This is a genomic window from Streptococcus cristatus (genome assembly GCF_003944225.1).
Classification (GTDB): Bacteria; Bacillota; Bacilli; order Lactobacillales; family Streptococcaceae; genus Streptococcus; species Streptococcus cristatus_K.
Window position 1 is genome coordinate 18,571 of record NZ_RJPN01000007.1, and the last position, 13,898, is coordinate 32,468.

At 44.4% G+C, this 13,898-nt stretch carries 14 protein-coding genes; 2 read left to right on the forward strand and 12 right to left on the reverse strand.

The window, feature by feature from the left end:
* Window positions 1-8 precede the first annotated feature (8 nt).
* The 7 genes from pnuC to D8797_RS07435 form a co-directional block, all read right to left on the reverse strand.
* Window positions 9-824, reverse strand: a complete 816-nt coding sequence (gene pnuC / locus D8797_RS07405; RefSeq protein WP_005591144.1) for a nicotinamide riboside transporter PnuC — start codon at window positions 822-824, stop codon at window positions 9-11.
* A gap of 21 nt (window positions 825-845) precedes the next feature.
* Window positions 846-1,904, reverse strand: coding sequence for an AAA family ATPase (locus D8797_RS07410; protein WP_125379918.1), 1,059 nt, complete (start codon window positions 1,902-1,904; stop codon window positions 846-848).
* 185 nt (window positions 1,905-2,089) lie between these two features.
* Entirely contained in the window at window positions 2,090-2,491 is a 402-nt protein-coding gene (locus tag D8797_RS07415) for a DUF4430 domain-containing protein (protein ID WP_125379921.1), read from the reverse strand.
* Window positions 2,475-2,957 (reverse strand): ECF transporter S component, encoded by a 483-nt coding sequence (locus D8797_RS07420; RefSeq protein ID WP_125379923.1) that lies wholly within the window; start codon window positions 2,955-2,957, stop codon window positions 2,475-2,477. The genes D8797_RS07415 and D8797_RS07420 overlap by 17 nt, the downstream gene beginning before the upstream one ends.
* Before the next feature lie 84 nt (window positions 2,958-3,041).
* Complete coding sequence (locus tag D8797_RS07425) at window positions 3,042-3,482, reverse strand: GNAT family N-acetyltransferase (protein WP_005591148.1); 441 nt, start codon at window positions 3,480-3,482, stop codon at window positions 3,042-3,044.
* Window positions 3,483-3,496: 14 nt separating this feature from the next.
* A complete protein-coding gene (locus D8797_RS07430; RefSeq protein WP_125379926.1) occupies window positions 3,497-5,926 on the reverse strand; it encodes an ATP-dependent Clp protease ATP-binding subunit in 2,430 nt (809 codons plus the stop codon).
* A gap of 4 nt (window positions 5,927-5,930) precedes the next feature.
* On the reverse strand, window positions 5,931-6,389 hold the full coding sequence (locus D8797_RS07435; protein ID WP_125379928.1) for a CtsR family transcriptional regulator: 459 nt from the start codon (window positions 6,387-6,389) through the stop codon (window positions 5,931-5,933).
* Window positions 6,390-6,677: 288 nt separating this feature from the next.
* Here D8797_RS07435 and D8797_RS07440 point away from each other — a divergent pair, with 288 nt between their 5' ends.
* Window positions 6,678-7,028: a hypothetical protein gene (locus D8797_RS07440; protein WP_045497846.1), complete on the forward strand. Its 351-nt coding sequence runs from the start codon at window positions 6,678-6,680 to the stop codon at window positions 7,026-7,028.
* Between the two features lie 264 nt (window positions 7,029-7,292).
* The gene (locus tag D8797_RS07445; RefSeq protein ID WP_125379931.1) at window positions 7,293-8,165 is read left to right on the forward strand and encodes an AraC family transcriptional regulator; all 873 of its coding nucleotides are present in this window, start codon (window positions 7,293-7,295) and stop codon (window positions 8,163-8,165) included.
* A gap of 109 nt (window positions 8,166-8,274) precedes the next feature.
* Here the strand turns inward: D8797_RS07445 and D8797_RS07450 are convergent, their stop codons facing one another.
* From D8797_RS07450 to D8797_RS07470, 5 genes are all read right to left on the reverse strand, one after another.
* A complete protein-coding gene (locus tag D8797_RS07450; protein ID WP_125379934.1) occupies window positions 8,275-10,386 on the reverse strand; it encodes an ATP-dependent Clp protease ATP-binding subunit in 2,112 nt (703 codons plus the stop codon).
* Between the two features lie 438 nt (window positions 10,387-10,824).
* Window positions 10,825-11,589 carry an amino acid ABC transporter ATP-binding protein gene (locus tag D8797_RS07455; protein WP_125379936.1) on the reverse strand — a complete coding sequence of 255 codons (765 nt, stop codon included), beginning with the start codon at window positions 11,587-11,589 and terminating at the stop codon, window positions 10,825-10,827.
* Between the two features lie 12 nt (window positions 11,590-11,601).
* The gene (locus D8797_RS07460) at window positions 11,602-12,288 is read right to left on the reverse strand and encodes an amino acid ABC transporter permease (protein ID WP_125379937.1); all 687 of its coding nucleotides are present in this window, start codon (window positions 12,286-12,288) and stop codon (window positions 11,602-11,604) included.
* Between the two features lie 3 nt (window positions 12,289-12,291).
* A complete protein-coding gene (locus D8797_RS07465; protein WP_125379938.1) occupies window positions 12,292-12,984 on the reverse strand; it encodes an amino acid ABC transporter permease in 693 nt (230 codons plus the stop codon).
* Between the two features lie 21 nt (window positions 12,985-13,005).
* On the reverse strand, window positions 13,006-13,890 hold the full coding sequence (locus tag D8797_RS07470) for a transporter substrate-binding domain-containing protein (protein WP_125379939.1): 885 nt from the start codon (window positions 13,888-13,890) through the stop codon (window positions 13,006-13,008).
* Between the last annotated feature and the right edge of the window lie 8 nt (window positions 13,891-13,898).

The following is a 13,898-nucleotide window of genomic DNA, read 5'->3' on the forward strand; positions in this document are numbered from 1 at the left end:
ATCTTAGTCTAAGCTTTCTTCACCGCCTTGGTCCACTGATACCATCCAACGATACTATTGAGGGTATAGACCCAGTACATGGCCTGTATGTGAAGGTTGCTACCCCACCAGAGATAGATACTGAAGAGATTGGTCGCAATCCAGAAAATCCACTGCTCGCGGTAGAGACCCGTCATGAGAAGCTGGCCGATGCCATTGGTCGCATCTGTCACACTATCGCGGAAAGGCCGGTGACTGTGAATGCTCTTATAAGCAAAGCCCATACCAATCCAAATCAAAGCCGTCAAGGCCAAATATTTAAGCCAGCCACGCCAGTCTAACTTCTTAGCTTCAAAATGAGACGGCTCTGTCTTATCTTGTTCATTGACTCGGTTGGACAGCCAAGTATAAAGGCCAATCGGCTGCATGATAAAGAAGTAAACCGTAGTCAGCACTTCTCCATAAAAGCTAGCCTGGAAGGACAAAATGAGATAAATCGCCGAATTAACAGCTCCAAAGAGGTAATTGCTGGCCCGCCCCTCGGCCACTAGAATAACGCAAACGATGCCTGTCCAGGAAGCAAAGAGTCCCAACCAGTCATGCTGCTCCTGCCCACTGGTGAACTCCAGAATGAAGGGCAGACTGGAAAGAGCAATCAAGTAGAGCCACTGCGACAAGCTGCGCCCGCCAAATAAATCCTGCCAGAGCAATTTGGCAATACCGCTAAAGCCCTGTTCTTTAGCTGCTGCACAGACATTCTGAAAATTCCGAGCAAAGGTTTGAGATTTTTGTTTTAGTCCTGCGGAGAGAGCTGCAGGTGAGAGTTTTTGATTTTTTACTACCATTCTATTTTACCACTTTCTTTTTTAATCTGCTTGATAAATCATGTCGATCGCTTCTTTAGCCGCCTGATAATTGTCCAAATAACTGTTAGCCAGATAGACCGTCGGAATATGAGCTAAACACTCCTCTTTTAGCCTTTTCAAATAACTAGAAAAATCACTACGGATAGCCTCGTCTGCCATACTCATATCGCGAAAGCCATCGTTGACATAGGCTCCGATCGGCTCAGCAAAGAGAATCAAATCCCATTTTTCCTTGGCTAAAATGCTGGCAAAGAGATTGTCAAAGGTATCTGTCTCCTCGTCTTGAACGGGACTTTCTTTCAGATAGTAGTCATAGTAGGCCTTGGTTACTAGCGAATTTGTATCGGCCACGACCAGACCACGGTTTGCGTTGCTGTCAATCAAGCGGGAAGTCTGAGCATATTGTCCCAAGAGCAAATAATAGTAGTCCTTAGGTGTCAGCTCATCGTCTCGCACGTTATTTTGAATCTGATATTCTCGAGCATATTCCAGACTAACCGGAGCATCATAAAAGCGAGCCAAATCCTTGGCCAAGGTCGTTTTACCATTGCTGGCGCTACCCATAATCAGCACTTTCTTGGTAAAGTGACGGCGGAAAGGTTGGGCGATATATTTCCAATAAAGGCTAGGATTTTCCCGAATCATCGTAGCTGAAATCCCAAACTGCCGCTCCTGCAAAGAAGTTTTGAAGCCACGCTTTTCTAACTCGGTCTGATAATCTGCCTCTCCGACAAAGAAAATCAGTTCCTCGCCTTCTGCATCATAGTCCACCAAGTCCAATAAAGCGGGCAACCACTGATCCCAACCCAGAGGATAGCGAGGGAAAGAAGTTTCGTCTAGTTTATAAACCTGAGTCAGTTCATCATCTGCGAAAGTCTCCCGCGTATAGCGGAAGCGCTTCTGCAAAGATAGGCCTACTTCCTCTCCACGGTCTCCCTGATAACCAGAAACCACCACGCGCACCTTGTCGTAAGAACGCTTAGCCTTCTGTATCAAATCGATATGCCCCTGATGCAAGGGAGCAAAGGTTCCAAAGACGATTGCAATTTGTTTTTTCATAATTTCACCTTTTTATTGTTTTTTATAATTTATTCTTTCTATGATTTTATTATAAACTATATTTTTCTTTTGTCAATAGTTTTTTATAAAAATATATAAAAATATTTTTCAAATACTTTAAAACTGTATCAAGGGCACAAAAAAAGAACCTAATGCCTTAAACATCAGATTCTTATTCTACAAGATTATTGCTGATAGACTTCTTGGTAGAATTCTATCTTGTCTCCATCCTTGAGCGTGATTTGATTGGCGCCCTTAGGTGCCATTTCTCCGTTGACCTTAAACATCCAGTAGAGTCCTTTCGTTTCATCCTGAGCATGACCGTCAATCGAAGTGATAAAACCATCTTTTTCTTCGACCTTATAGGCTTTCTTCAAAGCATCCATCGCTGTCTTTCCTTCTGCAACAGCCACCGTTTTTTCGCTCTTCTCCTGACCTTCTGGTGCAATACTGATGCTAATTTTCAGTTCCTTTTTGACGGAAGAAGCAGCCGAACTAGAGCTAGTATCCGTTTTTGTTTGGCTATTGCTACAACCCACTAAGAAGAGAGCAAAGGCAAGCGTAAGTAAGCTAAAGATTTTTTTCATGATAAAGTCTCCTTAAAATAAAATACAAAATAGGATAGAAGAGCATCGTGGACCAGGCGTGGGCTAGATTGAAGCCCACTCCCGCTGCCACATAGGTCCACCAAGGCATTTGATAAAGCAAGGCTGTGATACCATCAATCACAAGACCATAGCTAAAGGCTAAAAGCAAGGCCAACATACTCTGGCCAAACAAGCCTAGTCGCCGATACAGCAGATACCATAGACAAATGACCACCGCAAAGGATAAAATCTGGAAAAGTACCCATGGTCCCATTCCAAAGAGAAATGAAGATACAAAGATACTGATAGACATGACCAGAAGCGAGCCCTTTAAGTCCTCAAAATCCACCAAGAGAAAATAAAGCGCTGTAATCGGCTTGATATTGGGCAGGCCAGCAAAGGAATAGCGAAGCACGACGCAGACGGCTGCTAGAAGAGCGATTCGAGCAAGATAACGAAGAGACACAGTTTCTGCCTTTCTAAACGATATTCTTCAGTAGGATAACACGGTTCTGACTAGCCTAGCAAGAATGCTAAGTAAATCAGCTTTTTACGTATCCTGTCGAATCATCTCCGTTAGTCCTTGATCTCGGTAAAGCAGATCATTTCTAACTGAAAATCCCAGCTCCTGCCAAAAACGGTTGCCCAGTTCATTTCTTTCAAAAACGACCAGCGATACTTTATGGATACCAAGTCTTTTCACTGCTGACAAGGCCTGTTCGACCAGAGCTCTGCCTACTCCTTTTCTACGAAAATATGGATGGACAGCTGTATGATAAATGTACGCTCTACGTCCATCTGTGCCAACTAGAATAGCACCTATAAAGCTCTCCCCTTCCAAGGCAACCAGACAGGTCTCAGGATTGCGCTTCAAAAAGCGGGCAATCCCTTCTTCAGAGTCATCTAAGTTATTGAGCCCCATACCAGCGCAAGAGAGCCACAGCTGGTAAACAGAGGCATAATCCTTTTCTGTCATCACACGAATTTCCATTGCACACATCCTCCCTAAGCCATTTCAAATTTGAGTTGACCGCCTTTGACGCCAACTTTAAGCATTTGACCAGCTGCTAAATCTCCAGTCAGGAGCAACTCAGACAGCTTGTCCTCTACCTGCGTCTGCAGGGTACGGCGCAGCGGCCGCGCTCCCATTTCTGGATCGTAGCCTTCCTGAGCCAGCAATTTCAGGGCACTAGCTTGAAATTTAAGCACGATGCCTTGCTCTGCCAGACTCCTGATCAACGGTTGCACCATAATCTTGACCACTTCCTGCATATCCTCAGCAGACAGACTGTGGAAGACCACCTTTTCGTCAATCCGGTTGATAAATTCAGGCCGGTAGGTCTTTTTCAATTCTTCCAGAATCCGTTTTTCCATATTAGCCTGATCAAAGCGGATATCCCGCGCCCCAAAACCAACCGTCTTATCATCCCGCAGGGCCGTTGCCCCCAGATTGCTGGTCATGATAATGATGGTATTGGAGAAGTCCACCTTGCGGCCCTTGCTATCGGTCAGCTGACCATCATCCAAGACCTGCAAGAGGACATTGAAAATATCTGGATGAGCCTTTTCTACCTCGTCAAAGAGAAGAACAGAATATGGACGGTTGCGAACCTTCTCCGTCAATTCGCCGCCTTCCTCATAACCTACATAGCCCGGAGGCGCCCCGTTGAGACGACTGGCTGCGAATTTCTCCATATATTCACTCATGTCGAAGCGAATCAGGGCTGATTCATCATCAAAGAGAACTTCTGCCAAGGCCTTAGCCAACTCTGTCTTCCCGACACCCGTCGGTCCTAAGAACATAAAGGAACCAATGGGGCGTTTACCAGTGCGAATGCCCGATTGATTGCGACGAATAGCTCGGCTGACAGCCGAAACTGCTGCATCCTGTCCGATAACCCGCTTGTGTAGTTCTTTTTCCAAGTTGAGATATTTTTTGGCATCTGTCTGAGTTAATTTCTGCACAGGAATACCAGACAAGCGACTGAGAGTCTCTAAGATATCCTCTGCTTCCACTTTCAGCTTGTAAACAGTTGGTTCCTGCTCTTTTGCTAGTAGCTGGCCGACTTTTTTCAACTTTCCAGCCATCAAAGCCTGATCCACAGGCGTCAAATCCGACTGTTTATAATTCTGCGGTCCTTTATTCTGCACCGTTGCACTAGCTTCATCCAAAAGGTCAATGGCAGAGTCTGGCAAATGCTTGCTGGTCAGATAGCGATGAGCATACTTGACCGCTGTTTCAATGGCCTGATCACTAATCTGCACCTTATGGTGATCCTCATAGCTCTTTCTCAAGCCCTGCAGAATAGCAATACTATCGGCCACAGTAGGCTCTTCAATAGTGACCTTGGCAAAACGCCTAGAAAGGGCTGCATCTTTTTCGATATGTTTCTGATACTCTTCCTGCGTCGTAGCACCAACTGTCCGCAAGGTTCCCCGAGCCAGAGCAGGTTTCAGGATATTGGCCGCATCCAAGGTCGAATCAATCCCGCTGCCAGAGCCCATGATGGTATGCAGCTCATCGATAAAGAGGATGACATGGCCGTCTTCTTCGATGTCATTGATGATATTGTTCATCCGCTCTTCAAAGTCTCCGCGGAAACGAGTCCCAGCAACGACATTCATCAAGTCTAGTTCCAAAACGCGCATCTTGGCAAGTTCAGCTGGAACCTGACCAGCTGCTACGCGTTGAGCCAAGCCTAGTGCCAGAGCCGTTTTACCGACCCCCGCATCACCGACTAACACTGGATTATTCTTTGTCTTGCGGCTGAGGATCTGAAGCATCCGAGAAATTTCTTCATCCCGCCCGATAACTGGTTCCAGACGACCAGCCCGAGCCAGTTCTGTCAAATCCCGAGTATAGTCTTCCAGACCACCGCTGGTTGAAGGAGGCATGCCCATCATATTCGCCATGGTTTGCTTGGCAGAGGCCGTGTTTTTATTTAGTGAGCGAATAGACTTGATTTCCTCTCTGCCCCAGCCAGCACGCTGCTCTAAAACCTTTCGCAAATCACTAAATCGAGGGGCTGAACTCTTATCATCATAGTCGAAACCTGCAGCTTCTAGCACACGAGCTGCCAAGGTCCCACGATCAAATAGCATGGCTAGGAGCAGGTGCTCTGTGCCTAGGCTTTTAGCATGGACGGCTTCTGCAATCTGCCCTGCTTGAGCAAAGAGCTCCTCCAAACGGTGAGAGAAAGGCAATAAGTCAAAACCACCCTTTTTTTGGTACTCTTTTCCAGTAATGTCAAAGGCTGCTTCTTCCAGTTTATCCACTTCAATAGGGAATTCATTTAGAGCCGAGCCTGCCACGCTGTAGGGATTATTAGCCAAAGCCATCAGCACCTGCCACGATTCTAAATAATCAGTAGCAAAATGACCGGCTAAAAGTTGAGCCGCCTCTAAGCTTTCTACTAAAGCTTTTGAATAATTCATATTCTTAATTTCCTTTTCTATCTAATTGCTGCAAAATTTTCCGTAACATTCTGGCTCGAATCCTCGGAGCCTCTGCCCCCAAGACAGCATCGCTGGCACTCGCTAGGAGCAGATCTCCCTCACGCTGGCCAATAATTTTTTCATCAAAGAGCAGCTGCAAAACATCTGAAAAAACTGGCTGGCTGAGCGACTCACCGACATTGGTCAACAAATCAGACAGCATTTGGTGCTGATCGGAAAATTCAATCTTACCAATCCTGATATAGCCACCGCCGCCGCGCTTGCTTTCAACGATATAGCCCCGGCTCTCCGTAAAGCGTGTCTTAATCACATAATTGATCTGACTCGGAACCACCTGAAAAACATCGGCTAACTCACTGCGCTTCAACTCGACCATGCCCGCCTGCGCCAAAATTGTTTTGATATATTCTTCTATACTATCCGAGGTATTTTTGATGCCCATGATATACCTTTCTATCTGTTATATCTAAAAATAAGCATTCAAGTCTTCTCTAACATTGACTATCTTTGACTATTATACCGAAAAAATCTATTTTTTGAAAGAAAAAGAAGTACCAGAAAGCTTGAAAATATCTGATAATTCAGAGTAATGAAAAAGATTGACAGGCTGAGTAAATATGATTGTAAACGCTTGCTTTTTACTTTTAAAGACTTATAATAAAGGTGTGAAAGTGTGGTGTTTACACCATCAACCGTATCCAAACAATCATCATCAAAAGGAGGTTTTCCAATGAAAATAAATTGGCTCAACTATACCCATCATGTACTTAGCTGCCTGTTTGTCACTCTGAGTATCTTGACAATTTTTTCTGCCGAGTATGTCGTTTTCCCAACGAGCCTTCTTCTAGGCTGTCTCCTCATTCCTCTGCTCTTTGAGCAGCACTTACTCAGTCGCCGAATGACTTGGAGCCTTAGCATCTTCTTTGCCATTCTTGCCTTTGCCCTTCTCTTTATCATCAAAACCAATCATATCTCCCTTAGCTATCCAGCAACAACCCTTCTTCTTTTTGTACTAGCAAGCCTGAGTTTTTCAAACTCCTTTATCCTTCACAAACATAAAGAACAAAAGGCCGCTAGATAAAACAGCACAAAAAAGTGTGGAAGCAACATGAGCTCGAAAGAGCCATGGATTCCACACTTTTCTTATTCTATAAGGAGCTGGATGGTAGCTAAAAATTCTTAAATGATTCGCCCACGCTGCCAGCCTAAACTAGACTTTCAGAAAATTTCCTTCTCTTTATTTTCCTACTTTCATTTTCTTTTTAATTATATTATAATAGTTGGCAAACACATTTTCTAATCTAATTACTTTAAAAAATGATAGTATTCTACGAAGGAGGGCGTTATGATGGATTTGGGCCAATTGCACAAAACTACTGAATATAAGAATCAAGGGACCCCCTATTCTCTGACGCGGACCATTACGGAAAACGGCCAGCCTGACATCCTCTTCCACTGGCACACCGATGTTGAAATCATTTACGTCCACGAAGGAAGCGCCCAATTTCATATTGACGATCATTATTTTAACAGCAACAAGGGCGATATTGTCCTGATTCGTCCCAATGCCCTTCACTCCATTCATCCGATTGAGCAGCAGCGCCACTACATGGATGCCATTAATTTTCATTTGGACTTAATGGGCTATTCGGCCATGGATCATGCTAGTATCCACTACTTACAGCCTCTCTACAATGGCCAACTGGACTTTGTCCATGTCATCAAGCCGACTGATCAAGCCTATAAGGAAATTCGTCAATGCCTGCTGGCTACTATGGAAACGGGTTATTGTCAAAAGAACTACTATGAATTCCAACTCAAAGCCCAGCTCAATCAGCTCTTCTACTTACTCTTTGAGAACGACTATATCGTTTCTAAGGAGCTATCTGCCGAGGGCTACCGCAAGGAAGAGAAAATTCGGTCTATCATCGACTATATCAATGAGCATTATCAGGAAGAACTCTCTATTGATCAGCTGTCTGGCATCTGCGGCTACAGTCCGACGCACTTCATGAATTTCTTCAAAAAACATCTGGGCGTTTCTTGCATTGAATATCTGATTCAATTCCGTCTGCGCAAGGCTGCCGAGCTCCTCCAGCATTCCACTCTGTCGATTCTAGAAATCTCCAGCCAGTCTGGTTTTAATAACCTTTCTAATTTCAATCGGCAATTTAAAAAATACTATCAAATGACACCAAGTCAATACCGAAGAAAGTAAGAAAATCTCCAATCAATTGATTGGAGATTTTTTATCTGAATATGATTAATAAAAAAACGAACAGACTAAATATCTGTTCGTTTTACGGGATTTTGAAAGTTATAGGTAGTTATTCTGCTGATTTTTCACGGATCACCAAAGTACCATCTTCCATATCTGCGGTCAGGTGCTTAGCATCTAGATTATCCAAGTGGAAGTCAGTCACCTTGTCACGAATTTGCTGCTCGATGACACGGCGGAGCGGACGAACACCCATGACTTGGTCATAACCAGCGTCGCGCAGGAACTCCTTAGCTGCATCAGATACGGCCAGATCAATTTCTTTCTTGCTCAAGGTTTGATTTACTTCGATCAGCATGAGATTCACAATCTCCATCAGGTCTTCTTTCTTGAGATGAGAGAACTCGATCACTGCATTGAAACGATTAAGGAACTCTGGACGGAAATAAGCTTTGAGTCGATCCATCAAATTAGGCTTTTCAGCATCCTCTTCCAGACCTGCTTCATAGCCAAATCCTGCATTGGAAGTCGCAATGATAACCGTATTCTTGAAGTTGACTGTATTGCCTTGACCATCCGTCAAACGACCGTCATCCAGAACTTGAAGGAGAAGGGTAATTACTTGTGGATCAGCCTTTTCAATCTCATCCAAGAGAATGATGGAGTATGGATTACGGCGGACACGCTCGGTCAGGGTGTTGTTGTTATCATCATAGCCGACATAGCCCGCAGTCGTACCAATCAGCTTGGAAACCGCTGTGCGGTCACTGTATTCAGACATATCCAGACGGATGATAGCATCCTTGGTACCGAACATATCCAAAGCCAGTTGTTTAGCCAGCTCAGTCTTACCGACACCAGTTGGACCAACAAAGAGGAAGCTTCCGATCGGACGATTGCCCTCATCAAATCCTGCACGGTTACGGCGGATAGCTCTAGCCACAGCCTCTACAGCCTTGTCTTGGCCGATGACTTTGGCTTTGAGACGGTCATTCATGCCCTTGAGGCGCTCAATGTCGCTAGCACCCATTTGAGATACCGGCACACCCGTCATTCGTTCAACAGATTCTGCCACATCATTGACTGTCGCCGTTACCTTCATATCCTCAGTGTGATTTTGAATTTTCTTTTCCAGCTCTTCAATGCGGGTCTTAGCATTTAAAGCTGCTTCATAATCTTCTTTTTCAACAGCTGTTTCCTGCTTAGCCTTCTGCTCAGCAATCTCATGCTCAACTGCATGAACATCAGTCACTGGATGTTGGGCTGCCAAGTGGGCAGCAGTCACATCGACCAGGTCAATCGCCTTGTCTGGCAGGCTCCGTTGTGGAATATACTGAACTGAGTAGTCCACAGCCGCTTTCAATACTTCATCCGGCAGGATGACATTGTGGTGCTTTTCATACAAATCCCGAATGCCTCGAAGGATCTGATAGGTATCTTCAGCAGACGGTGCATTGACCTTGACTTCATTGAAACGACGAGCCAAAGCTGCATTTTTAAGGATAGTATTGCGATACTCGTCCTGAGTGGTAGCCCCGATAACGGTCAGCTCACCACGAGAAAGCGCTGGCTTAAGAATATCCGCCAAGCCCTTAGAACCGCTATCTCCTCCTGTGCTTCCTGCTCCTAAGATTTGATGGATTTCATCAAAGAAGAGGATAACATTGCCGGCTTCCTTGACTTCATTGACCAAGTTTTGGATATTTTCTTCAAAGCTACCACGATATTGAGTACCAGCTTCCAAGCCAGAAATATCAACAGAAATAATTTCCTTGTTCTTGATAGCCGCTGGCACATCGCCATTAACGATAGCCTGAGCCAATCCTTCTACGACAGCTGTCTTTCCGACTCCGGCATCACCGACCAGAACTGGATTATTCTTAGTCCGGCGAGAAAGAATTTCAGCTGTTTCTTGGATTTCCTTATTGCGTCCAATGACCGGATCTAACTTACCATCACGCGCTTCTTGGGTCAAATTGCGACCTAGCTTAGCCAGAATGCCATCTTGCTTAGGCCCATGCGCTCCAACTTGCACATCCTGTTCGCCCACCACCTGACCAGGGAGCTTGCCAGTAGCTCGGTACTGAGCAAACTCTTCCGGTGTGACCTCTCTACCATTGATCAAGTAGCGTCGATGTTCGCTGTTGTAGCCACCCATGCGCCCCATGAGTTGGTTGAAAAGGTCGTCCATACTGTTAAAATTGTTGTAATTGTTGTTCATAGCATTACCTCGCTTTTTTCATATTTTGCTTTACATAATTTTTGATTTTACCAGAGTTTCAGATAAGAAATCTCCTTCTTACTTACTATACATTTATGTTCATATCGGAGATCTTCTCCTATCTATTATTTTACATAACTTATTCTATTTCTAAAAATTAAGACTCCTTCAGTCTCTTACTTTATGGATGAGTTGGATCTATTTCAGAAGAATATAATGTTACATAATTTTTAATCCTCCCAAAAATAATCGCCTACTGGCTATATCCTCATCTTCTGAATAAATTCTGTGTAAACTTTTTGTTTACAGTTGTAATTATATATCCTTTTTACTCCCTTGTCAATAGGTTTTAATAAAAAATTTACATAATTTTTTATTAAAACCAAAAAACTTTCTCCACATAGAAATATGGAGAAAGCTTCTCTATTTTGATACAAGTTAAATCATATACTCTACACTATAGCTGGCATCCGACAGAATGCGAGATAGAAACTGCTTAGTTCGCTCTTCTTTGGGACTAGTGAAGAATTCCTGCGGAGGATTTTCTTCGATGATGTGACCTCCGTCCATAAAGATGACATGGTTGGCCACATCGCGGGCAAAGCTCATCTCGTGGGTCACAACGACCATGGTCACTCCCTCCTGAGCCAGCTGTTTCATGACACTGAGAACTTCACCGACCAGTTCCGGATCTAGAGCCGAAGTTGGTTCATCCAGCAGGATGACATCTGGCTTGACAGCAATGGCACGGGCAATCCCAATCCGCTGCTGCTGGCCGCCTGATAGCTGCGAAGGATAATAGTCCTTGTAGGCCAAGAGGCCCACGCGCTTCAAGGCATCTTCCGCAATCTCAAGCGCTTCTTCTCTTGGTATCTTACGAGCGATCACTAAGCCCTCTAAGATATTTTCAAGGGCTGTTTTATTAGCAAAGAGGTTATAATGCTGGAAGACAAAGGCTGTCTTTCTACGAATTTCCAAAATCTCCTTTTTGCTAAGTTTAGCCAAATCATAGTCCTTGCCAGCCAAAGTCAACTGACCACTATCCGCTTTTTCTAAATGATTCAGACAGCGCAGAAATGTTGTTTTCCCAGAGCCTGAGGGTCCCAGAATAACCACAACGTCGCCTTGATTGACCCTGAGACTGACATCTGCCAGCACCTGGTGCTCTCCAAATCGTTTGGAGATATGTTTTACTTCTAACATAATCTTTCCTTCCTAAGCAAGAGCGTAGCGCTTTTCCAAGCCCCTAAAAATCCACTGAATCAAGCCACAGATAATGAGATAAATAACAAAAATCACTAAGTAAGACTCTGAATACTGGTAAGAATGAGAGGCTTCGACCTTAGCCAAAGCTGTGATATCTTTCACTGTCATAACAAACACCAGTGAGGTCCCCTTAACCAAATTGATAACCAGATTGGCCAGATTGGGCAAGGCAGAGCGCAGAGCCTGGGGAAAAACAATCCTCCGATAAGCTTGAAAATTCGTTAACCCAATCGCCTGAGCTGCTTCTAACTGTCCTTTATCCACTGTCAAAATAGCAGAGCGCAGAATTTCCGATAAACTACCTGTCGTCATCAGACTATAAATGATGAAAGCATAGTAAAGCGGATTGAACTTAAAGACATCTACCTGACTGCCTAGACTTTTGAAAAATTGATTCAGCAAGCTAGGAAATAGACTGTAGAAAAAGAGGATAAGTAAAATAGGAGGCGTCGCTCGAATAAAGGCTAGATAAACCACCGAAAAAGTTCGAACGCCACGGACTTTGTAAATCTGCCCCAGAGCTAAGAGAAGGGCTGGAATAAAGCTGAGCAGAATAGCCACCACCATAATGATCAGTGTGACCGGTATGCCCTTCAAAGTAACCAGAAAGGTATTTACAATATAATTCAAATCCATGCTTTACCTCTCCTTGACTGTCAGACTTTTTTCCAGAAGCTGGGAAGCCAGCGAAACCACTAGGGCAATCCCCCAGTAAATTAAGGCCACCGCTGTATAGGTTTCGAGGGAATAATTGCCCAGATTCCGGCTGATGAGATTTTGCCCCGCTCCCATGACATCCACTGCTCCAATCGTATAAGCCAGCGCAGCATCCCTCATGAGATTAAGCAGGGCGGTCGTGAGATTGGGCAGGGCGATGCGAAAAGCCTGTGGCAGGACGATGCGTAGAAAAGTCTGCACGGGTGTCAAACCAATACTGAGACCTGCCTCGCTCTGTCCCTTGGGAACAGCTAGATAGGCTGCCTTGAAGACTTCTGCAATCATGGCCGCAAAGAGTAGAATCATGGTGATGATAACAAATACGGTCCGTGACCAATTGTTGATATCCAGTCCCAGCCACCATTTTAAAAACTCTGGAATGCCATAGAAGACCAAGAAGAGCAAGACTATAGGCGGTGTACACCGAAGGATAAATATATATCCTCTAGCTAGACCAGCAAAAGTCTGCTCCTCCACAACCTGAGCCCAGGCCAACAGACCACCTAGCAAGGATCCAATTAAAACCGTCACGAACATAATCCATAAAGTAGTCGGCAAGGCCTGTAACAAACCAGGCAGTAGGCCAAAAACACGGGACAAATCATAAGCGACCATACGGTCTCCTTTCTCCAGCTTTTAGTCTTTATCTACATAAGAAAAGACATCTTCACCAAAGTATTTTTCCGATAATTTAGAGAGTGTCCCATCTTTCTCCAGCTCTTTAATAGCCTTTTCATAGGCTTTGGCAAACTCTTCATTCTTTTTATCTTTATGAATGAGTGGATAAGTAGGGATACCCTTATAAGGGAACCAGCTCAACTGGTCCGCATACTGATGGTAGGAACCTGCCTTGTCTGTGACAGCTTTTTCAAAGGACAATTTGATATCAAAGAATGCATCATAGCGTCCTTCCAAGACCCAAGCATAGGCATCCGCTATCTGAAAAGACTCTGCTGCGGTCAACTCAATTGGACTAGCATTGTGCTTTTTGTTGTACTCCTCAATCACTGTCCATTGAGCATTCTGTGGCGAAATCGGCACTAATTTCCCTTTTTCTTTGGCAAAATCATCAATATTTTTAAATTTATTTGCATCTGCTTTTCGAATGGTGAAGCCGATAATACTAGCTCCGATAGGACTTTCTGGAATGATGAACTTCTTCGCCCGCTCTTCAGTATACCAAGCTCCCTTGGTTCCGATATCATATTTCCCAGATTCCAAACCAATCAAAAGATCTTCATCACTAGTGCCAGTATATTCGAACTGATAATCTGGCAATTTTTCATCAATGGCCTTGAGTACAGCCACCTCATAGCCATCTGACTGGCCTTTTTCGTCCAAAAAGTCGTAAGGAACGTAGTTTTGCGTATGAGCTACTTTTAAAGTCGTGACCTTGTCATTGCCTGATGCCGCACTACTCGCCTTGCTGGATGAAGCCCCCGTCAAGGTCCGTCCCAAATAAGTTGCGGCAACAATAGCAATCACAGCTGCTCCACCGATAATCCATTTTTTCTTACTCATTCTTTCGT